The sequence below is a fragment of the Pseudoalteromonas sp. BSi20439 genome (assembly GCF_000241165.1).
Classification (GTDB): domain Bacteria; phylum Pseudomonadota; class Gammaproteobacteria; order Enterobacterales; family Alteromonadaceae; genus Pseudoalteromonas.
This window is the reverse complement of record NZ_BADW01000059.1, coordinates 1-21,771: the sequence shown is the minus strand read 5'-3', so window position 1 is coordinate 21,771 and position 21,771 is coordinate 1. Positions and strand designations below refer to the sequence as shown.

The 21,771-nt window shown below is 37.2% G+C and carries 16 protein-coding genes; 7 read left to right on the top strand and 9 right to left on the bottom strand.

Annotation, left to right across the window (positions count from 1 at the left end; translation table 11 throughout):
- Window positions 1-573: 573 nt before the first annotated feature.
- Window positions 574-1,410 (top strand): hypothetical protein, encoded by an 837-nt coding sequence (locus tag P20439_RS05620; RefSeq protein WP_008465196.1) that lies wholly within the window; start codon window positions 574-576, stop codon window positions 1,408-1,410.
- Window positions 1,411-1,413: 3 nt separating this feature from the next.
- Window positions 1,414-3,441, top strand: coding sequence for a DNA phosphorothioation-associated putative methyltransferase (locus P20439_RS05615; RefSeq protein ID WP_008465195.1), 2,028 nt, complete (start codon window positions 1,414-1,416; stop codon window positions 3,439-3,441).
- Here P20439_RS05615 and P20439_RS05610 read toward each other — a convergent pair.
- The 5 genes from P20439_RS05610 to P20439_RS05590 are packed head-to-tail and all read right to left on the bottom strand — an operon-like array spanning window position 3,438 to window position 8,528.
- Entirely contained in the window at window positions 3,438-3,629 is a 192-nt protein-coding gene (locus tag P20439_RS05610) for an EF-hand domain-containing protein (RefSeq protein ID WP_008465193.1), read from the bottom strand. The two genes, P20439_RS05615 and P20439_RS05610, sit on opposite strands and share 4 nt — an antisense overlap.
- 23 nt (window positions 3,630-3,652) lie before the next feature.
- Window positions 3,653-4,138, bottom strand: a complete 486-nt coding sequence (locus tag P20439_RS05605) for a hypothetical protein (RefSeq protein ID WP_008465191.1) — start codon at window positions 4,136-4,138, stop codon at window positions 3,653-3,655.
- Window positions 4,131-6,164, bottom strand: a complete 2,034-nt coding sequence (locus tag P20439_RS05600) for an AAA family ATPase (protein ID WP_008465189.1) — start codon at window positions 6,162-6,164, stop codon at window positions 4,131-4,133. Before P20439_RS05600 ends, P20439_RS05605 begins: the two co-directional genes overlap by 8 nt.
- On the bottom strand, window positions 6,158-6,358 hold the full coding sequence (locus P20439_RS05595) for a hypothetical protein (protein ID WP_036932994.1): 201 nt from the start codon (window positions 6,356-6,358) through the stop codon (window positions 6,158-6,160). The genes P20439_RS05600 and P20439_RS05595 overlap by 7 nt, the downstream gene beginning before the upstream one ends.
- Complete coding sequence (locus P20439_RS05590; protein WP_008465188.1) at window positions 6,348-8,528, bottom strand: helicase-related protein; 2,181 nt, start codon at window positions 8,526-8,528, stop codon at window positions 6,348-6,350. Before P20439_RS05590 ends, P20439_RS05595 begins: the two co-directional genes overlap by 11 nt.
- A 487-nt stretch (window positions 8,529-9,015) precedes the next feature.
- Between P20439_RS05590 and P20439_RS05580 the strand changes: the two genes are divergently transcribed.
- From P20439_RS05580 to P20439_RS05570, 3 genes are read left to right on the top strand one after another with little or no spacing between them, the layout of a single operon-like run.
- Window positions 9,016-9,951, top strand: a complete 936-nt coding sequence (locus P20439_RS05580; RefSeq protein WP_008465186.1) for a DUF4007 family protein — start codon at window positions 9,016-9,018, stop codon at window positions 9,949-9,951.
- On the top strand, window positions 9,944-13,342 hold the full coding sequence (locus P20439_RS05575) for a hypothetical protein (RefSeq protein ID WP_008465185.1): 3,399 nt from the start codon (window positions 9,944-9,946) through the stop codon (window positions 13,340-13,342). Before P20439_RS05580 ends, P20439_RS05575 begins: the two co-directional genes overlap by 8 nt.
- Entirely contained in the window at window positions 13,326-14,222 is an 897-nt protein-coding gene (locus tag P20439_RS05570; protein ID WP_008465183.1) for a phosphoadenosine phosphosulfate reductase family protein, read from the top strand. Before P20439_RS05575 ends, P20439_RS05570 begins: the two co-directional genes overlap by 17 nt.
- A 10-nt stretch (window positions 14,223-14,232) precedes the next feature.
- On the opposite strand, the gene P20439_RS05565 is transcribed toward P20439_RS05570, so the two are convergent.
- On the bottom strand, window positions 14,233-15,354 hold the full coding sequence (locus P20439_RS05565) for a cysteine desulfurase family protein (RefSeq protein ID WP_008465181.1): 1,122 nt from the start codon (window positions 15,352-15,354) through the stop codon (window positions 14,233-14,235).
- A 543-nt stretch (window positions 15,355-15,897) separates the two neighbouring features.
- Between P20439_RS05565 and P20439_RS05560 the strand changes: the two genes are divergently transcribed.
- Window positions 15,898-16,629 carry an ABC transporter substrate-binding protein gene (locus P20439_RS05560; RefSeq protein ID WP_008465179.1) on the top strand — a complete coding sequence of 244 codons (732 nt, stop codon included), beginning with the start codon at window positions 15,898-15,900 and terminating at the stop codon, window positions 16,627-16,629.
- 548 nt (window positions 16,630-17,177) lie between these two features.
- Here the strand turns inward: P20439_RS05560 and P20439_RS05555 are convergent.
- The 3 genes from P20439_RS05555 to P20439_RS05545 form a co-directional block, all read right to left on the bottom strand.
- Entirely contained in the window at window positions 17,178-17,597 is a 420-nt protein-coding gene (locus P20439_RS05555) for a DUF86 domain-containing protein (RefSeq protein ID WP_036932989.1), read from the bottom strand.
- On the bottom strand, window positions 17,590-17,979 hold the full coding sequence (locus tag P20439_RS05550; RefSeq protein WP_008465175.1) for a nucleotidyltransferase domain-containing protein: 390 nt from the start codon (window positions 17,977-17,979) through the stop codon (window positions 17,590-17,592). Before P20439_RS05550 ends, P20439_RS05555 begins: the two co-directional genes overlap by 8 nt.
- A gap of 618 nt (window positions 17,980-18,597) precedes the next feature.
- Entirely contained in the window at window positions 18,598-19,878 is a 1,281-nt protein-coding gene (locus P20439_RS05545) for a lipopolysaccharide assembly protein LapB (protein ID WP_008465171.1), read from the bottom strand.
- Window positions 19,879-20,073: 195 nt separating this feature from the next.
- On the opposite strand from P20439_RS05545, the gene P20439_RS05540 reads away from it, so the two are divergent.
- Entirely contained in the window at window positions 20,074-21,675 is a 1,602-nt protein-coding gene (locus P20439_RS05540; RefSeq protein WP_083834474.1) for an ABC-F family ATPase, read from the top strand.
- Window positions 21,676-21,771 lie beyond the last annotated feature (96 nt).

Sequence of the window (21,771 nt, the reverse complement as noted above, 5' to 3'; positions counted from 1 at the left end):
AAATCTTTTACCTATTCCCACCGTAGGCGTTAAGCTTGTTGACGCGAAAAGCGTAGCTTTTAATGGCAAAACCCGATCTCCGCAACTCGATGCTCGTCTACTTTATTTATACATGCCGCATTGGCGACGACAACCAAAGAGAAGTAACCGCCGACTTCTCTTTGGAATCTCTCGGCGCCCCTAGGATCACACTACTTCCTTAATTCAAATTAATGATATGAACGTAAACGCGATGAAACACGTCCGTGTGTAAGCATCGCTTAACGCGCATCCATGCGCTGCTATTACTCATCATTAATTCAATTTCGGGTGTGATCACGGGGAAATTGTCTTGGCAACCGCCTTCAAATTTGTCGATGCGTTAAGAGTTATGTATATTAAATTTATACTTAATTTGAGTAACTTAAATGGCTGTTCAAGATCAAAAGGGTAAATGGCTTTCGAGCAAAGAGGTCATTAAACATCTAAAAATAACAGACTGTGAGTTAATGCACCGCCGCGAGCGTGGTGAACTTAAGTTTGAAAAGCGTGGGCGGGCGTATTTTTATTATTTTGATAATCAAGGATGAATAAGTGATATTCCAAAAAATAGTGCTAGAAATGCTAGCCAAAGAACAAAAAGTATCTATTCCGCAAGGCTTCCAAGACTATGTTAACGCTAATAATTTAAAAGCGAACACGGCAGCATCAATATCGATAGATGCTATTAAGAAGCTGCCAAAGCTTTTAAAAGAGCAAAATACAATGGTGTTAAGGCTCGGCTCGCGCTCGGGTTCAAATCAAACTTATTTTTCGCTTGTAAAAACAAATGATGTAAACGATTTCTTTTTTAATGACCAAGCTCTGTTTGGTCAATTACAACCTGAACTATTTTTACCGAACGTATCAATAAGAAGTTTATTTGCATTTCAACTCCTGCCTAAAGTTACTGAGACCTCAGTTGTAAATCTAGCTATAGCATCAGGGTTAATGGCTGAAGCTCTTAATCTAGAAGATGATAAAACAATAGTTGTGCCAGCAACGGGGCAAAGTACATTCACATTTAACTTTAAGCCACTGGCTAACGAAGATATTGTCCTTGAGCATATAAATGGTCAAGTTGAAATCGATGCTGTATTTGTTGCTAAGCGAGACGGTAAAGAGCACTTATTTGTGATTGAAGCAAAACATGGCGATAAATTTGATTCGTTGGCAAAACACAAATTGCTTTACCCTAGTTTAAGCCTATTACAAAAGCTGCCCTCGTCTATGCCTATAGTCCCTGTTTATTTGAGAAGTATAAAAACAGAAAAAGGGATCGACTTCTATATTGCTGAGTGCACTTGCATTGTAAATCAACAAGATGAGCTATATAGTTTGGATACATTAAGCCCCTGTAAAGTGCAGGCACTACATTTAGCAAATTATTAAACTATGAACGCAGAGCAATTTAAGCAACTTGTAAAAAAAGTAAAAACAGCCAAAAAGCTACCTGATGCCATTTATTTTCATAAAGACGCGTTTACTGATGCACCGGCTGAATTAGTTAAGTTTATAAAAGTTGTTGCTCAAGCTCTTAAAGTAGATGAAGCCGATTACGATCTCATAAAGTTATTTAAAAACGACTTTAGGCTTTCACTTTTAAGTTACCCTACATTTTATGAAGATTCTTATCCTGCCCTCAAGCAAAGCGTGACTATAGATTTAGCAAAGCTTAGCCATAAAATCACTAAATATGATAAAAGCGAAAACCCACCTATTTTGCACCGAAAAGAAACCATGGTTTCACCAACTAATAAACACTATCAATTATTTTGTGACTTAACTGCTGAAGGCGAGCAAGCAGGCTTATACGAAAACACACGTATGATAGGCTTTAAAGGCTCTTGGGAACGTTTAATTGCTAAAAAAGGGTATGAGCTAGTTGATGGGCGTTTGTTTCGTAGTTCTGCTGTACAAAACCCTGAAGACGATAAAACAATAGACAGGCATTTAACAGCAATTGTGCGCCATGAACTTTCTGCCCCTCTAAAAACACTAGCTAAAAACGGCTTTTTAAATGGTGATTACTCAATTTTTGATTACGGGTGTGGTAGAGGCGATGATTTACGAGAGCTCGAAGCCCATGGTATTGATGCTCTAGGTTGGGATCTAAACTATCGTCCCGATGCGGACAAAGTTATTTCTGACATTGTAAATATTGGTTTTGTAATAAATGTAATAGAAGACCGAGATGAGCGAATAGAAGCGTTACTTGGTGCGTGGGAGCTTTCACAAAAGTTATTAGTTGTGTCTGCAATGTTAGGTAACGAATCACTCGTTAGTCAGTTTCACCCATACAAAGATGGTGTAATAACAAGCCGGAATACTTTCCAAAAATATTATACGCAAGCTGAGCTTAAAGCGTTTATAGAAATGAGCGTTGACGAAAACGCGATTGCTGTAGCTCCTGGTATTTACTATATATTTAAAGACAAACAACTAGAACAGCACTTTTTACAAAACCGTCATAAACGTACTTATAAGTGGCAACACCTAACAGCGCCTGAGCCTGTTAATGAAGAACAAGCGCGTATTTTATTTACGCAGCATCAGCAACTTTTTGAATCGTTTTGGTTAACGTGTTTAACGCTAGGCCGCTGCCCTGCAAACAATGAATTTGCGCAAAGTGACAAAATAAAAGAAGTTATTGGTTCAAATAAAAAAGCCCTACAACTTGTTTTAAAGTGGTTTGAAGAGGACGAGCTAAAAACAGCAGAAACAATGCGTAGAGAAGATTTACTACTTTACTTTGCACTAGCCATGTTTGAAAAGCGTAAACCATATGCACAACAACCTGAAGACTTAAAGCGTGATATAAAAGCATTCTTCGACACTTACAAAATAGCGCAGCATCAAGCCACTGAACTGCTTTTTCAAATAGCAGATAGTCAATTGATTGAATCACTATGCCTAGAAGCCGAAAAGCTATTACCAGCCAGTAAAGTCGACTTTGAAAACGGGCAACCTCACGCACTTACTTTACATAAAGATTTTATAACCCTACTCCCTTTGGTTTTACGCGTATATATAGGCGCAGCACTGCAAATGTATGGCGAGCTTGATGATATTCAGCTTATTAAAATTCATATACATTCAGGTAAAGTGACACTGCTAGGTTATGAAGGTTTTTATGACTCCCCTCTTCCACAGCTTAAAGAGCGCGTGAAAATAAAAATGGGAGATCAAGATGTTGATTTTTTTGATTACGTCATTGAAGAAAAACGACCGCTCCTCCTCAATAAAATTGATTTTATCGACTATACGTTTGAAGATTACAAAAAACAAAAGGCGTTTAATTTAAAGTTAGATAAGTTACTAGCAACGAAACCAGCACTGTGTACTAACTCTGTTTTAGAATCACGCCTAATGCCAGAGTATAAAATTAAAGGCTATAGATTCTACAAAAAAAATGCACCTTAGTGTATAAGGTGCATTTCAGCAAAAGCAGTAAACTCATTAAAATCAATTTTATTATCATGATTAAAATCAAATTCTTTTAGGACTTGAGAGCTTTTCCCTAAGCCTTTTTCATTCAGTAAAATTTCTACCAGTTCAATTAATTCATTCTTAGAAATATACCCATCAGAATTTTTTATCAAAAAAATCAAATAGTTCTTTTAGTCTATCCATATTAAAAAACCACCTCTAAATTGTCATTATTTAAACTTTGTTGTGAGCGTAGCTCGTTTCTTAACGCTTGTTCTACAATTTTCTTTTCCAATGTATCTATACCTGTTGGATCGCCGGGGTTTTCATCCATCCAACTTTGAATAATAGATAAACCCGCGTTGCAATAACCTTCAAATATCTTTACTGCATCATTTAGGTTTGCACACTTTAAACATGTAGCATTTTTCATTTTTAATAATGCTAGTAAATATATGTAAGTATCTTGTTGTGTGTTGGCATAGGTGCCTAATGTGATCTGGATTTTGTCAGAACTTACAGGTTCAAACTTATCGTGTGAGTACCCAACCATAGCTGCAAATACCATTAAATCCTTATTGTGGTTAAATATACGGCTATCCGCTTGTACTAGCTTTTCTACAAGAGGTTCATGCTTTCTGTCTCTATAAACTTGGTCATCACGCCAATTTCTTTCTTCTCTTCTAGACATAATTACCTACCTTTTCAATTACGGTACGATCAACTGAGCAGTTATATTTAACAGTTGGATATTTTGTCCCTTGAATTGTTATTTCATCCTCAGCTTTAGTATCTCGATCAGCTTCAATTTCTAAAACAAGATTATATTCCATCCCAACCTTATCTCTAATATTATCTTCAACAGTACCTTGCCAATGACTTGACGACAGGAAAAAAACAACCTGCCCTACAGATTTAGGAATTGATTTAGCAACATTTCCTTTGTATTTATTATCAAGAACACCAAAAGGTGCATCTATGATAAAAGGCGCAATCGCTCCAGGTGTTAATATTTCACCAGAGGCATTCTTCCTCTCTCTCGCAAGTTCAATTAAAGAAGAAATAAATGTCAAACTTAAAAGTAGCCCTTGTCCATCACTTTCAGCTACTTGTATATCATTACGGTCAAAGAGTCTTATATCAAAAGAGTTTTTATCCATTTTTGCACGGTAATCTTGGCGTACAAACTGCCCAAGGAATGAGTTAACTTTTTCCATGATCTTCAACTCAACATTCTTCTGAGTTGAGGATAATGTATTCTCGATTGTCAACTGAACTTTTTGAGCAATGTCTTCTAACTCTCGATATTTATTAACTTCTGATGAGCTAGATTTTAGCCTTGAGATTTCACCCCTCTTTGTTTCAAGTAAAGATGTGCATTCTTTCACTTTACGCTCTAAATTACCTATGGCTCGGTTGTCATCTCCTAAGCGCATTTGAAATTGATTTCTACGCTTTTCAAGCTCTTGGATATCTCCAATATCTTTTGCACCTTGAATTTCGATAGAGATATTTTTCAATCTTTCTTCAAATTTGCTGACATTATCTCTGCTAGAATCAATACCTTTAAGATTAAATTCAAAATCTTCCTTAGCCTGTGAAGAAATTTTCTTTATACTTCGTAGCTCAGCTTGAGCTTTCGATACTCTGCTTTCTTGTTGCGGGTCTGCGGCTGATTTTAATAGCTCTTGAATTCTATTGTATGCCTCACTCCCAACTGAGATATCAGCTCCACAAATGCACTGCGTTTCTTCTAAAATTTTATAAACGAGATTCTCGTTGTACGGAGAAGGTATGGTAGATTTAAATTCATCTTCGTCGATAAAATCTAAAACCTCAAAAGATATTTCATGAGCAAACACATTGGTCGCATATTTTTTAATTAAATTAACACGATTATTTTCGAATTTAGAAAGGTTGTTATGTGCGTCTTTTAGATCTCGTTCAGCTTGCGCTCTTTCTTTATGCTTCGCTTTAATGAACTCACTATTTGAAGAAGCAAGTTGAGTATCAATTCTTCGAATCTCAGAAGTATAACGTTCTACAGATTCGTTCTTTTCTTCGAGCCTCTTATTATCTTCTTGTAAATCTGCTTCAAGCCGATCTATATCTCTTTGAATTTTTGATATCTCACCATCTTTATCAGCTCTTTGAAGAGATTTGCTATACTCTTTCTTAATTTTTTGAACATCTTCTAAAGCGTTCTTTGCTACGGTAAAACCAAGTATCTTCTGAATTGCTTCTTTTATTTGTTTACCGCCATGCTTGCTCGTAAATGAACCAATACCCTCGCCTTGAAAAAAGAAGTAATTAGCCATATCTTTGGGTATGACAGAATTTATAAATATGTCTGGGTTAGGTACATCTTTAAAATCTCCAGCTTCAATTATGAAGACCCTAAAGGTATCTCCAGTTACAGGGCCGTAAGCTCTTTGTACTGAATAATTTGTTCCTTCCTCTTCAAACTCAATTTCAACTTTGTAATTTTGTAGCCCTTCGGCTTTAGCCGCATTATTTATTAAACTTCTAGGATCTTTAAAATTAGGTGTAAAAGTATTGAAAAAACACCATAAAATTGCATTTAATAGGGCAGTCTTACCAACTCCATTTTCGGCGTGAATTAGAGTGACGTTTTTATCTTCGTTAGTAGAAAAATGAATCGTTTGATCACCATAAAATTGACGGAAATTTGTTAGTACTATTTTCTTAATTAGCATATATCACCTTTTTTCCTTGCATTTTCTATAAGTTCACGTATCAATCGAAGCCGATTGTTTGAACTTGCTTCTCCATAGACATGCTTTCTTTCAACATTTATAATTGATGATGTTAATTCCTTTAGAGCCGTAGGTTTCTCAACTTCCTTAGCGGCTTCCTGAAACATTTTTTCTAATTCAGATTTAGATGTCATAATACAATCCTATTTGTTCTAATTGCTTCTCAACTTGCAGCTTATTGTCAGCCAAAAGTAAAAAATCATTTACTCTTTCCATTTCAGCAGATATTAATTTTTTTGATGCTGGTTGCTCAAAGTCAGAATTCGGCAATACTATAAAGTCATAGATAATTGCTTTTCTTTTATTGGGAAAGCGTCTTAAAACCCGACCTCTCCGTTGAACATATTGGCGAGGATTTCTTGTGCTAGAAAGTATTACAGCAGTTTGGCATGCGGGAACATCAATACCTTCATCTAAAACTTTCATAGCTACTAAAGCGTTAATGGCTTTATCTTTGAATGCTTCCATTAAGTTTTTACGTTCAGCACTATTTATTGCGCTAGTGAATTGAGAAGTCTTCCATCCGTTCTTATAAAGTACATCAGACACTTGGTCAATGACCTTACAATCATGTGCATCTTCATCCTGTTTAAATGGCTTCCCCTCGCCTGCATAAAATAAGGTTAAGTTTCGCATTGACTCAGGAATCATAGAGCTGAGTTCACTCAACTTTTTTAACTTGTCAGAAGCCGAACCGAGCAGTCTACTTCGTTGACCACAAAAAATAGTTAATTTCTCTTTGTCATCTTTACTTAGTTGGCCACCAGATTTAGTGATAATTGAAGAGATTTTTTCCGATAACTCTTCAAAAGCCTCCTGCTCTGCATCGTTTAGATAAACAGGAACCAAGTGGTAATCATAGGGTGTTAATATTTCGTCATGTATTGCATCACCAAGCCCATATTCAGCCACGATGTCACCGTAATATGAGAGCAAATTCTCTCTAGATACATTAGGAAACATAGAATCAATTTCATCATCGTCACTCCTAAAGGGCGTTGCTGATAACCCCATTCTAAAATCTGATAAGGGCAATAAGCGACTAATCTTATTAGAGCCATGGTTATGGCACTCATCGCCAACGAACATCATACTTTTAGGGTTTATTGAAGATACAACTTGTTGAAACTCATTTGAAGCCAGAGTTCTATTGACCACTACTAAACAAATGAAATCTTTTATACCAGCATTAAATGTTGCAATAGACTCTTGAACACTGGGCAACCAGCTATTTTTCGCGTTGTAACATTTGTGAGAGCTAATTCCAAAATCCAATAAGTTTTCCCCCCATTGACTTGCAAGCTCTATGTAAGGAACTGCAATAATTAAGCACAAACCTCTATTTTTATTTTTAAGTGTTTCATAAACTTTTACAGCGCCATATATTGATGTGATAGTTTTACCAGAACCTGTCGCTAATTTGAGAATGCCTTTATAACCATTAGCCCTCCACTTTTTTAAAGCCACTTTTTGATGGTCTTTGACTTTAAATTTATGGCCATTTAAAAAGTCAGGAACATTAGGAGTGTTTTTAGTGTTTGTGTTTGTTTGCTCTACTTCATATTTTGCTATTTGTTCTTCAATACCTTCTATATCAAGCAATGAAAATGTTTGAAGCTTAGGGGAGCTTTCTACGTACTTAGATACTTCAGAATAAAAATCAGAACCAATATCGACTACAAAAGTATTTTTTTGTTCGCTATTCCAAAGTTTCTCAAATCCTTCTTGGTAGACTTTTCCATATGCTTCAAATAACTCCGGCTCCCAACTTTTGTAAACACTTATTGATTCAGCATTTAGATGCTCAAACATTCCAGATGGGGTTTCATTAGCAGAGCCTTGAAAAACGACAGCATCTCCATAAGAGTCATAAATAATGCCGACTTTTTCGTGGTACATTCCAGCTCTTCTAAACGCGAATTTTATTTCTAACCTGCCTGATGCAATCAAAATGGCTAACAACTCCAGACTTTTTGATGAAACATCTTTATCTGAATGAATCCACTGTAGTAGAGTTGCTGTATATTGCTGTGCTAATTCTAAAGGAGAAGTAACTGCATAACGAATTGCTTCAAACTCTTCCCGTTCTAAAGGGTGGCCAATGATCAATCGCATGGTTCCATTTGACTGAATTATAGAACCCAATCCTCTTAAATTTGCGGCTAAAATAGAAGAAGAAAAATAACCTACTGCCCTATCATATTTTACAGCCTTTGATAAAACAGGTTTGTAGAAATCATGAAATAAATCATCATCACCTGTTCTATAAACATGTTTTAAAACAAGATTCTTTAAACTAGACATTCAATACTCTACTTGTTTACTAAAATTTTTCTGTTAAGGATAAAGTCGACCTGTTTAACAGTCGCGGCTATACCGGCCAGCTTGTTTTTATTATAGGAGCTACTTTCAAATATCTGATTATCTTTTGCATCAAGTTGAAGTGCGAAATTTATTGAATTTTTAGGAAGAAAGCTTAACAATTCATCTTCAGAGAAGTTTGATAAAATCTTAGTAAGCATATTTTAGTCCTTTAATATAAATCAATATGATAGCTCCATTATCTCTTAACTATAGGTACAGTACTAGGCTAGAGCACTTGATTATTTATCTTAATATTCAAAAACTTTACAATAAAGCCCTTATATCTACAAGGGAATAGAGATAAATTAAATGAAACTGTATAAAGGTACAGCTTTTTGTTGTTTAATTAGCTTGAAACCTTCCTCTTAATCTTAATTCACGTTAATATCGCCGCTTGGACAATTTCTCCAGAGGAACTCTAAAGGCGATGAAAGCAAAGTTTACAGGACACGACACATTCCCTCTGCGCTATGGATGGTTATTCAAAGCGGTTAATCATTTGAATTCAAATGGTAATTTTTCAAGTTCTGACGAAGAAAGTATTCGTCATTCTATTGTAGAACTTGGCGTTGGTAAAAATATGGTTAAAGCGATTCAGTATTGGGCTGAGTCGAGCGGCATTATTGAAAGCGACAGAAAAAATAATAAAACCCTTCATAATGTGACGAAAAACAAAGGGCACTTTTTGTTTGGTGACAACGGCAAAGATCCTTACCTCGAATTGCATGGTTCTGTTTGGTTATTGCACTTTTGGTTAAACTTTAATGATGAGCACCTAACTGCATACCGATACTTTTTTAATTATTCAAATGTTCAGCATTTTGAAAAATCAAAATTGATTGATGATTGCTATGAAGATTCTAAACGTCTTGTTAAAAGTGAAGTAGGTAACATTACTACTATAAAAAAAGACATGGATTGTTTTTTAAATATGTACAGCAAAAAGGTTAAGTCTACAGCGAAGAAGATAGATGAAGATCATTTCACGTCTCCCCTTGCTGAGCTTAATTTAGTACAAGATAACGGTCGCTCTTTTTACGTCAGTAATTTAACTGAAAGGCCTGAATTACCTATTGAAGTATTTATTTATGCGTTACTCGAATTCTTTAAAGTAGAAACAACTGAATCAAAAGTGAGCACTGTTGATTTTGATTCGTTGCTTACTAAACCGTGTTCGCCTGGCCGAATATTTAGATTATCTGAGGCTGGCCTAGGTCAAAAACTCGATGAAGCTCAGCAACATACTAAAAAAGAAATATCATGGGTCGATTCATTAGGGTTAAGACAAGTAAATATATCTGACTCAGTAAAAAACAATACTTTCAAATACTTAAATGACTATTACGGCAAATACAATGTCTGAATCTATTATTGAAATAAATCAACGATATAAAAGCTCCACTCGCATTGATGTTGATAGTGCTAACCTAACCCCCTTTATAGATGACTTTATCGTACATGGAACGGCTATTAATGTACTTGATACTGTAAGCCGTGAGTTTGAGGGCAGTACACAAAGAGCCTATACAATCACTGGCCCTTATGGCTCTGGTAAATCGACTATAGCCTTATTTTTATCTTGCTTGCTTTCTACAGATTCAGAACAACGTAGTTACGCTTTAAACAAGCTTAATCATTCTCAAAAAGTAATAACTGGGTTTGATGATAGGTTTAAAATTACTAATGGTTGGAAAACCATTAAACATGTCTGTGGCCTTGAAGCCCCCGCAAATAGTATTCTAATAAGCTTATTGAAAGCGTTTAATATCAAGTTTAATGCAGAAGATATACTCGCTCTTGATGATGATGAATGCTTAGCAAAAATAAAATCTATTTTACAAAAGCAAAATGATAACGAAGACGGCGTTTTAATTTTGCTCGATGAAATGGGTAAAGCTTTAGACTATCAATCGCGTGCAAATAAAGACTTACATTTATTTCAGTCTCTCGCTGATATTGTTCAACAAGTAAAACGGCCTGTATTACTGGTTGGCTTTTTACATCAAGCATTCTCTGATTACGCTAAAAATAAAGACGTAAAAACACAGCAAGAATGGAGTAAAGTTCAAGGCCGATACAGAGATTTAAGTTTTAACCCTTCGATTGATGAATCTTTAGTTCTGGTTGGTGATTCAATTTTTAGAGCTCCAAAAGTAGTAAAGGCTATTGAGTCAAAGTATGAAAAGCTAGTCGAAGTTGTAAGCTCGGCGTTCGCAAATCAAAACAAAAATGTTGATGCATTAAGCAATACACTTCCTTTAGACCCAATTGTTAGCTTATTACTTGGCCCTGTTTCTCGTCGTCGTTTCTCTCAAAATGAGCGTAGTTTGTTCGGCTTTTTAGCGTCACATGAGAAATATGGATTTAGAGAGTTTTTAGAAACAGAATATAGCGAACTTAATGAAGCGCTAAGTTTGTACCGCCCTGAAATGTATTGGGACTATTTACACCATAATTTACACCATTTAATTGTTACTTCACAAGATAGTAAAGCATGGCTAGAGGGTTGCGATGCAATTTATAGAGCTGAACAAAAAGGTGGCGAACTACATACAGCCATTACGAAACTAATTGCTCTATTAACTATTTTTGGTTTTCATCACCAGTTACATGCTAAGCGTGATTTTATAAAAAAATATTTTATCAGTCGCGGATACGAAGCTGCTGAAATAATGCAATCTTTGATTGACTTAGAAACTTGGACAGTTGTTATTTATCGCCAAAAACACGATGCTTTATTTGTGTTCCAAGGTAGTGACATTGATATAAATAGCCTAATTAACGAACGTATTGAAGCTATAAGTTATGGTGTGGATTGGACTGAAATATGTGATATTCCGCAAAATATATTAGCAACTGCACATTACCATAAAACCGGTACTATGCGCTGGGCAACAACAAAGCTGATAAACAAATACGATGCTGCTCTTATCAAGCCATTTGTTACCCAACCTAAAACAGGTGAAGCATTTGCTACGTTTATTTTATGTGTAAATGAAGATATTGCTAAGGCACTTAAACCTCATGAAGAAGCAATGCCTTTCAGTATTGTTGGAAAGTTTGCAGACTTTTCAAACCTTAAAAATGCAGCTATTGAGTTAATAGCTTTAAAACAAATACTCAAAGACGAGAAAAAAATAGCGCATGACCTAATTGCAAAAAATGAGCTAGAGAACCGTATTAAATTTGCACAGACAAATGTAGATCATGAGCTGCAGTATGTTTATAAAAATGCTGACTGGTTCCACTGTGGTAAAAAGTTAGAAACGGCACCTTTAACATCTATCGCCTCAAAAATTGCAAATGAGTTATTTAAAGAATCACCAGTAGTAATAAACGAGTTAGTAAACCGTTCAAAGCCTTCTGGTAGTGCAAACAGTGCTATTCGTAAGTTAATGAATGCCATGTTTGAAAAAGGCGATGAAAAAGATCTTGGTTTTGATGAAAAAGCCTTTCCACCTGAAAAAGGTCTTTATCTTTCTTGCTTAAAGAGCAAAGGCTGGCACTGTGAAACTTCAGAGGGTTTTTTATTCCCAAGTGAGTGGAGTAAGGAATCGCAAAAAGCGAACCCTGAAATGCATGAGTTATTTAAAAGCGGCTTTGATTTTATAAAAAACAACTCCAAAAACAAACAAGTCACTTTAGCTGAACTTTATGATTTTTGGATGCTGCCTCCCTTTGGGTTAACAGCGGGTTTATGTCGTATCTATGGCTTAGCTTTATTAAAATCACTCGAAGGACAAGTTGCTTTTTATGATTGGGACTCAACCAACCAGTTTATTTTTATACCAGAGTTAGATGAAGAGTTAGTTAATAAAATTTATAAGCATCCGAATGAAGCTGGTGTTCGATATTTTGAAATATCTGAAATACAGAGCCACTTGCTAGATAACTTAGCAAAAGCAACACTTGGCGAAGTTAAAAATGACGCTGCAATATTAAACATAGCTAAGCATATTGTGGGGATAGTTCATAAATTACCAACATGGGTAAAAAAAACCAGCGGTGAAAGTTTCACAGGTGATGAAGGTAATGGCTTAACAAAACAAGCCCGTGATTTCAGAAATAAAGTTATTGCTGCCAACGACCCTTATAAGCTTATTTTAGATGATTTACCTGCGGTATTTGGCTTTAAAGAAGACGACATTGAAGTCGAAGAAAAACTGGGCCAATACCTTAAAACTGCGATCGAAGATTTAAGTGCTCAGCACGATATTTTACTAACCGGTTTTAAGCAGATTATTATTCAAATGCTAGGTGAAGATTTTAATCAGGCATTAAAGGAACGATGTAATTTTGTTGAAAAAGTTGCAAAGCGCCCTAATGTGAAAGAACTTGCTAAACGTATTTCACAGCATATAGATGGTAAAACTAAGTTTGAGTTTATTATTAATTTAGCTGCAGGAACACCAGAACGTAATTGGACTGATAAACACCTCCGTAACGGTTTAGATGAACTACAAAACTTATGTGTACAGTTTAGACGCATTGAATCATTTGGTAATATTCAAACTCGAGGTAACTCCAAGCCATTGGCATTTATCACTACGGACAATGATGGTAATCACCAAGAGTTTGGGAGTTTCATTAGACATGATCTTAACAGTGATAAAGAAGTAAAAAATGCAGTTGATCGCATCCAAACTTCCATTGCTGCAATGCCTAAAGAAAAGCAGCTTGCTGCACTTACAAACCTATTAACTAATTTGATGGATCAAACAGAAGCTGAGGTACCAGATGACGGAAAAAGTTAAACATGTTTTAGGCCTCTCAGGCGGTAAAGACAGTAGTGCTTTAGCGCTATTTGTTAAAGAAACTTATCCAGAGTTAGATGTTGAGTACTTTTTTACTGATACAGGCTATGAGCTTCCAGAAACAAATGAATTTATTGACCAACTTGAAGAAAAGTTAGGATATATTCATCGCTTAAATGCCCGCTCTTTAAATAATATAGAGGGGCGTGGCGAGAAAGATTTTGCCCATTTATTAAAAGAACATGGTAATTACTTACCTTCTCAACGTGATCGTTGGTGTACTGTTCAGATGAAGTTAAAACCATTTGAACAGTGGTTAGATAGCTTTATTAAAGATGGTTACAAAATAAAGAACTATGTTGGCATAAGAGCAGATGAACCTGAACGTGTTGGCTACATGACAATTGAAAAACCAATCGAATCAGTTTTTCCATTTAGGGAGCATGGCATAGTAAGAAGTGATATAGAGAATATATTACAGCGAAACGGTTTAGAACTGCCGGAATATTACAAATGGCGCTCTCGCTCTGGATGTACATTTTGTTTTTATCAGAGAAAGATTGAATGGGTTAAGCTTATGGAAAAGCACCCTGACTTGTTTGAAGAAGCAAAAGCTTTTGAAAAAGGCGATGACAATAATACGACCGTTGGTGAACGTTTTTACTGGATGGGACAAGGTCAGCCATTAGAAACATTAGAAGACCCTGCAGTACAAAAACGTATTATTGAAAATCACGAGAAAAAAGTTGCTCGCTTTAACAAGAAAAAACGCCGTAATGCGCTGTTAGGTGACTTTGAAGGTTATTGTGAGTTTAACGAGCTAGATGATATTTATGACGAAGCAGAAGGCGGTGGAGCCTGTGTGACATGTTATAAATAATACGAAGCGGCTAAATAGCCGCTTTTTTTATAGCTTGAACTAAAAAATCAATGTCTTTACAAGTGATTTCATGAGTAAAGCTAATTCTAAACGTATGCTCTGCCTGTTCCCTAGATAAGCCTAAAGCAGTTAAAACATGTGAAGCTTCTATTTCTTTCGAAGAACAAGCTGAGCCTTGAGCAAGGCACAATGTATTTTCATTTTCACGTACTAAAACACTTACATTAGTTTTCGGTAAAGATAGTGAGAAAATATGAGGTAATAAACTGCCTTGACCATTTACAACATGTTCGATTTTATTTTCATTTAACTTTTTTAAGAAATAAGATTTTGGATCTTCACTCTTAAAATAACTATACGCCTCTTGAAACACTTCAACTGCTTTGCCAAAACCAATAATTAGTGGCGCTGCGACTGTTCCACCTCGCAAACCATCTTCTTGTCCTGCTCCATGTATAACAGGTAATAAGTTTCGTTTTCTAAGGTCGCGAATGTAAACAGCACCAATTCCTTTAGGTCCACCAACTTTGTGCGCAGAGAATGACATTACATCAACATTCATATCATCTACATCTATCTCAGTTTTACAAAAGCTTTGAGCTGCATCTGAGTGAAATAAAATACCTTTTGAAAAGCAAAGCTCGCCAATTTCGCTGATCGGGTTAATTGTCCCTAGCTCATTATTAACATGCATTATAGATACGAGAGCCGTATCCTCTCTTACAGCAGCTTTAACATTCTCAGCTTTAATAACGCCATTCTCATCAGGGTCAACAAGCGTAATCTCATACCCTAAATTTTGAAAGTAGTCGCATATAGCAAAAATGCATTTGTGTTCAATTGAAGAGATCACTATGTGTTTTTTGTTCCTGAGGGTTTCATCACCTAATAACATACTTTTAAAAGCTACATTATTAGATTCAGTGGCACCGCTAGTGAACACAATCTCGCTAGGAAAGGCTCCTATTTCATCTGCTAAGAGCTCTCTTACTTCATTGACCTTGGCTAATGCAGATTCGCCTAAGAAGTGGCTAGAAGCAGAGTTGGCATAGCAGCTCTCAAATGCATTCATCAGTGATTTTTTGACTTCAGGTAAAATTGGATATGAGGCAGCTGTATCGAGGTATATCATTAAATTAATCCTTCATTTGAGGGTTTAAGAATAACACAAAGAGATAAGGCCTTAACCCCTTTAACAGTATACTTTTAAAATAATGCGAAGACCCGCTACAACTCCCCCGTGATCACACCCGAGAGCTATAAATTGATGAGTAATCACTTGCATGGATGCAAGTTAAGCCGTGACTTCGCCAGGGACGGCGAATACACGGCGATTACGTTCACATCAATTTATAGCTTGAGGACACAGTGTGATCCTCGGGTGCGCCGAGAGAGTCCAGAGAGAGGTCGGCGGCAGCCTCTCTCTGGTTGCCATCGCCAACGCGATAATTAAACACTTACCTTAATCCACACTAAAAACATGGCTGTTATTTACCCTGCAGTGTAACGGCTTGAATAAACGTTTATTTAAGCCGTTATAAGCTTACCAAGCGTTTTAAAGGTTACATTACGTGCAATCGCTTTAGCTGCTGGCCTTTTAATAACAACTACCTAACCCTGTTTATATTTACAACTTGGTTTATACTAAAGTGTTGTAATTTTTTAGAGTAATAAAATGCTTAAAGTCGCTTTTGTTGTATTACTAATCTTTAGCTGTAGCGTATTTGCCTGTAACAAAACACTTAAGGTGGGTACTAATGAACGCAACTGGCCGCCTTATGTGGTGGCAGTAAAAAACAATTTAACAGGCGTTGAAATTGACGTGTTGAACACGATTTTTAACGGCTCATCTTTTTGTTTAAAATTTATGTTGCTGCCTACCTCATCGCGCGCTTTTGAAGAATTAAAAGAAGGCCGTATTGATGTTATTTTTGCCGCCAGTAAAACATCAGCAAGAGCTGATTTTACCTATTTTAGCGATGCCTATCGTGATGAAGTAGTTCGCCTGTATAAATACACCGAATCGCCTGATTTAAATAACATTAGCGATATTTTTTATAAAGATTTAACCTTGGCGGTTAACCGTGGCAGTTATTATGGCGTTGCGTTTGAGCTGTTTAAACAAAACTACCCCGCTAACGTTATTATGATGCCTACAGCCGAAAAACGTTTTGCAATGCTCAATAAAAATAGAGTTGATTACGCAATTGAAGACGAACTAGCAGCGCAATATTTTATAAACCAATACCCAGCAATAGAAGCGGTTACTAATATGGCGGCCATCAATAAGAGTTCTACTCATTTAATGCTAAGTAAAAAAACCATTAGCCAAGTAGAGTTACAAGCTATAAATGAGTTAATTAAGCCAAATAAATCCGCTATACAAGCCATTTACCCACATTACTAAACGCTTAGATTTCGCAACATTTAAAAGCTGCGCTTTTCGCGCGAGCAAACTCTGCGACTACAATCACAAGCCGGATTATAAACTCCCGCCTACATTCATAAACACTAAGAGTGTAATAGGTGTTAGGTTTTAGGACAGTGACAGAGATTACTAGTTATTAGGCTGTTTGCACAAGCACGTAACTCGTATCCAGTAGCAGCGATTTTATATCGCGTCAGATTAAGCCTAAATAAATATTTACCACCGAGAACACAGAGTTCACAGAGAAATGCTTAAAAAATACCGTTCCACCTCTGTGTAGCGCAAAGCGCCTCAAGAACCTCTGTGGTGCAAAATTGTTTTTAAATTAAAAGCGCGAGGTAAACTCCCGCCTACCGATATGATTAACGTTGACGGTTATCGTAGACGGGCTTTATGCCGCGCAAGGTCATTATTCACAAAGAGGGCGAAGAGACGCTGCGCTGAAAAGAGAAGGCGCTGGGTGCTAGGTTATGCCCGTAGCCCACTACCCGCCGCCCGAGAACTTTACCTTTCCCCTTTAACCTCAATCAGCTTGCTAATTCGGCCATCGCTTTTTGGCTAAACAAGTGCATAGTTACATAATGTCGTTTTTTAATAATCGTCTTCACAATTTCTTGATCTATATTCAAATAATCATGCACAAGCGCGTTGCGTAAACCAATTATTTTACGCCATGAAAGCAACTCATTATCGGTTAAAACACCGAGTTGCGTTAGTTCACTAAATGTTTGGTAGGCATTACTGCTTGTCGTGTTTTTATACTTTTTAAGCCAGTGCTTAGATAAACCAATACACACTTCTGTCATTAACTGCAACAAACGCTCTGCAGCACGGTAATCTCGACTATTAAGCTGCTCTACTTGGCTTAATTCGTCGAGCTCTTGCATATATTCCTCGATATGACGTGTTACTTCGCTTATATAAAGTGAGATCCCTATATCAGTCATGTTTGCTCGCTATTGTTTCAAACTCAAATTGGCTATAAATACGCTGTTGTTCTTTCATTGCTCTAAGGCTATTTTTACTTAAAATTATACGCCCGTATTCTACTACATTGAAGGCAAGGTAACTGGGGATTAAGTTTATATCAACGATTGAAATAAGCTGTTCGTTTAGGCTAAGCGCATTGCTGATTTCTAGCTCGAGTTCTTTTGGCCTGAGTCGTTTATCAAACGAGCTAAGATCAAAATTTTTAAAAGCGATAGCAAGATCAATATCACTATGAGGTTGTGCTGTACCTTTGGCGTGAGAGCCATACAACCAAACCACTTCAATGTCGCTATTTTTCTGCAAGTAATTAACTATTTGTTGAAAAATATTATTGCTCAAAATAAAAAACCATTAGTAAAAACTAAGATAATCATAACTTATCTGTTTTATACTGAACACTAAAACCGATAATGTACTTTTATTCACGTAACTTAATTTTAAGTGATGTATTCACCAAAGAAGCGCTAGGTAAAAGGCGCTAGCTTCTGGGGAAGTAGCTAGGTGCTAAGTTATGCCCATAGCCCAAAACCCGCCGCCCGAGAACTTTTACCTTTCCCCTTTAATCACTTTCTCTGTGTACTCTGCGAACTCTGTGGTGAATAGGTTTTTATTTATTTTATTCACCACAGAGGTTAAAGGGCGCTGCGCGCTGAAAGAGGAAATAAAAAAGCCAAATATTATTATGTAGCAGCGATTTTATATCGCGTCAGATTTAGGTCATTAAGCATAGAGACGCTGAAAGAGAAGGCCAAAGGCGCTAGGCAGTGTTCGCTACTCGTCGCTCGAAGCCCGCCGCTCGTAACCTTTAATCACTTTCTCTGTGCACTCTGCGAACTCTGTGGTGAATAGGTTTTAATTTATTTTATTCACCACAGAGGTTAAAGGCGCTAGGCTGTGCTCGCTACTCGTCGCTCGAAGCCCGCCGCTCGTAACCTTTAATTTCAATCTTCCACTTTTTTAGATCTTTTTGCGTAACCAAAACAAGCTGCCTTCGGTGGCTATCCACGCTTGTTTACCAAGTGAATTTAGGTATATCCCTACTTCTTCTTTACTGCCTGGGCTGTAAAAATCAAAGTCGTCACTTTTTAGTTTTTCTTGCCCAGTAAGTAGCTTTATAAAGTGTTTATTAAGCTGTTTAAGTTGCTTTTTGTATTGCTTGGCTTGGCTAGAGTCACCATTTTTATGAAATTCACTCAAGGCGCGGCTTGCTGTGGCATGGAGCTCTTCGCTGTCGAAGTCAGCTAAAAACGCATCTAGCTTTTGCCACTGGCCTTTAATTATGTAGCAGTTCATTAGCCAATGTCGATTCGCTTGATTATCCATGGGGTTTAATTGCAACAGTGTTTCAAATTCATCAATGGCAAGTTGTATATTGCCTTGTAGTGCGTTAATTTGTGCTCGGTGCGACCGTAGCATCATATAAGGGCGTGTTTCGTGGATCAGCCAAAAGTGGCCTTGGTTTTGTGCTATGTATTGCTCTGTAATAAAACCCTCAAACAGTTCAAGTAACGCTTCTATCGGTTCAAACGCGCTGGGGGTAAAGTCGCTAAGGATTGCTTCCATTAATTGATCAATCACTTCGTCGTCAATCATTTTGCCAGCAGCAAAGTCATTGCTGTGCTGTTGGTGTGCAAACTCTTCTAAAAATTGTTCGTTAAACGCGGCTTCGTCTTCATCGCTCCAGCGGGTGTTTTCAATAAAACGAATGTTGTAAAGCGCGTCGGCTACAAAGTAGATGTAATTCTTTTTAAATGATTGCGCTAAGCCCTGGTTGCTAGCAAATTTTTTCACTGCAGCTTGCTCAGAGCTAAAGGCACTAAGTACTTCATTCAAACTTGCTAGCACCTCTTTTTGGTGTTTGTTTAGGCTGCGTTTATCAATAAACTTAAGTGCCTGTAATGCCCCTTTACAGTAGTTTGGTAATGGCATATTAGCTTTGAGTGAATCGCGGTAATCGGTTTTCGATAAGCTGCATTTAGTGGGCATTTTAAAGTCTTCGCTCATCACTTTTTGCATGCTGTTATTGTAATTTTCCATCAGGCTTTCGAGGTACTTTAACTCAGCGTCTGTTGTAAAATTAATCTCACCTAGTAGGTCTGGCTGCCATTGGCTGGGCATTATTATGTCGGGCAGTAAGCCTAATCCTAAAAAGTAACCCTGAATAAAGTAATAATCTGGCTGTTTTACACTTAGCTTACTAAGTTTTATAACTTCGCTACGAATTTTTGCGGGCGACATAACTCACTCTTTTTGATATTTTTTATTACAATAAAGCCGTACTTAAAAACAATCAAGTGAGTTAACGTTTAAATAGGCTAGCCTTTAGTATACTTGGCCTGTATAATTTGCCGCCATATTTACACCTATTGCCTGGTCTATTTTCGCACCTGCTGCGCCCATAACCCTGTCAGTATTTTTCTAGGACACCTTTTTTTGATCTCCACCGCAAATATTACGATGCAGTTTGGCGCAGAGCCGTTGTTTGAAAACATTTCAGCTAAATTTGGTAACGGTAACCGTTACGGTTTAATTGGCGCTAACGGCTGCGGCAAGTCGACATTTATGAAAATTTTAAGCGGTGCGCTTACGCCTAGTGCAGGTAATGTGTCTATTACGCCGGGGCTAAAATTAGGTAACCTAAGCCAAGATCAGTTTGCGTTTGAACAATACAGCGTAGTTGACGCGGTAATTATGGGCGACGTTGAGCTTTGGAAAGTAAAACAAGAGCGCGACCGTATTTATTCATTGCCTGAAATGAGCGAAGAAGACGGCATGAAAGTGGCAGAGCTTGAAAGCATCTTTGCTGAAATGGACGGTTACACCGCAGAAAGTCGCGCAGAAGAAATACTACTTGATGCGGGTATCGATAAAGAATTTCATTATGGTTTAATGGCAAACGTAGCCCCTGGTTGGAAATTGCGTGTGCTGTTAGCACAGGCGCTATTTGCAAATCCTGATATTTTGCTACTTGATGAGCCAACTAATAACTTGGATATTCATACTATTACGTGGCTTGCGAATGAGCTTAACCAACGTAAATGTACCATGATTATTATTTCCCATGACCGTCACTTTTTAAACTCGGTATGTACGCACATGGCCGATATTGATTACGGCGAGCTGCGTATTTACCCAGGTAACTACGAAAAGTACCTTGAAGCCTCAGGCTTGCAACGCGAACAGTTATTAGCTGAAAACGCGAAAAAAAGCGCTGAAATAGACGAGCTGCAAGACTTTGTTAACCGTTTTGGTGCTAATGCCTCTAAAGCAAAACAAGCCAGCTCGCGCGCTAAAAAAATGGATAAAATTAAGCTTGATGAAGTTAAAGCATCAAGTCGTATGAGCCCGTCACTGAGCTTTGATGAGGGCAAAAAAATGTATCGCCAAGCGCTTGAGCTAACCAAGCTTGGCCATGGGTTTGACGGTGAAACGTTATTTACCGGCGGCGACTTATTGCTTGAAGCGGGTGCAAAGCTTGCGGTAATTGGCGAAAACGGTGTGGGTAAAACCACCTTCTTACGCTGTTTAGTTAACGAGCTTAAAAGCAACGAAGGCGAAGTTAAATGGTCAGAAAACGCGACCTTTGGTTACTGCCCACAAGACAGCAGCAAAGACTTTGATAACGATTTAACCTTGTTTGATTGGATGTCGCAATGGCGCACCGCTAAGCACAACGATTTAATGGTTCGTGGTATGTTAGGGCGTTTATTGTTTACCGCAGACGATTCAAATAAAAAAGCGCGTAACTGTTCAGGTGGTGAGAAAAACCGTTTGTTATTCGGTAAGTTAATGATGCAAGACGTTAACGTACTAATAATGGATGAACCAACAAACCACATGGATATGGAAGCCATTGAAGCGCTTAACAATGCCCTAAAAGATTTTAAAGGCACGCTTATTTTTGTAAGCCATGACCGTGAGTTTGTATCGTCACTAGCAACGCGTATTGTTGATATTAAAGACAAGCAAGTGATTGACTTTCAAGGTACGTTTGACGAATACCTGGCAAGCTGCGAAGAAAATAAAGTAGCTTAAGAGCTAGGTTAAAGGTTAAAGGTTAAAGGTTAAAGAAATAGCCTAAACCATTTAAAAGCGGTGCTTGTTTAAGCGCCGTTTTTTTGTGCCTGGGGG

Excerpts from the sequence above, each read along its gene's own strand:
- P20439_RS05600 (WP_008465189.1), bottom strand. The coding sequence starts at position 6,164 with ATGCTAATTAAGAAAATAGTACTAACAAATTTCCGTCAATTTTATGGT.
- P20439_RS05565 (WP_008465181.1), bottom strand. The coding sequence starts at position 15,354 with ATGATATACCTCGATACAGCTGCCTCATATCCAATTTTACCTGAAGTC.
- P20439_RS05590 (WP_008465188.1), bottom strand. The coding sequence starts at position 8,528 with ATGTCTAGTTTAAAGAATCTTGTTTTAAAACATGTTTATAGAACAGGT.
- P20439_RS05555 (WP_036932989.1), bottom strand. The coding sequence starts at position 17,597 with ATGACTGATATAGGGATCTCACTTTATATAAGCGAAGTAACACGTCAT.
- P20439_RS05580 (WP_008465186.1), top strand. The coding sequence starts at position 9,016 with ATGAAAGCAAAGTTTACAGGACACGACACATTCCCTCTGCGCTATGGA.
- P20439_RS05605 (WP_008465191.1), bottom strand. The coding sequence starts at position 4,138 with ATGTCTAGAAGAGAAGAAAGAAATTGGCGTGATGACCAAGTTTATAGA.
- P20439_RS05570 (WP_008465183.1), top strand. The coding sequence starts at position 13,326 with ATGACGGAAAAAGTTAAACATGTTTTAGGCCTCTCAGGCGGTAAAGAC.
- P20439_RS05560 (WP_008465179.1), top strand. The coding sequence starts at position 15,898 with ATGCTTAAAGTCGCTTTTGTTGTATTACTAATCTTTAGCTGTAGCGTA.
- P20439_RS05595 (WP_036932994.1), bottom strand. The coding sequence starts at position 6,358 with ATGACATCTAAATCTGAATTAGAAAAAATGTTTCAGGAAGCCGCTAAG.
- P20439_RS05545 (WP_008465171.1), bottom strand. The coding sequence starts at position 19,878 with ATGTCGCCCGCAAAAATTCGTAGCGAAGTTATAAAACTTAGTAAGCTA.
- P20439_RS05615 (WP_008465195.1), top strand. The coding sequence starts at position 1,414 with ATGAACGCAGAGCAATTTAAGCAACTTGTAAAAAAAGTAAAAACAGCC.
- P20439_RS05575 (WP_008465185.1), top strand. The coding sequence starts at position 9,944 with ATGTCTGAATCTATTATTGAAATAAATCAACGATATAAAAGCTCCACT.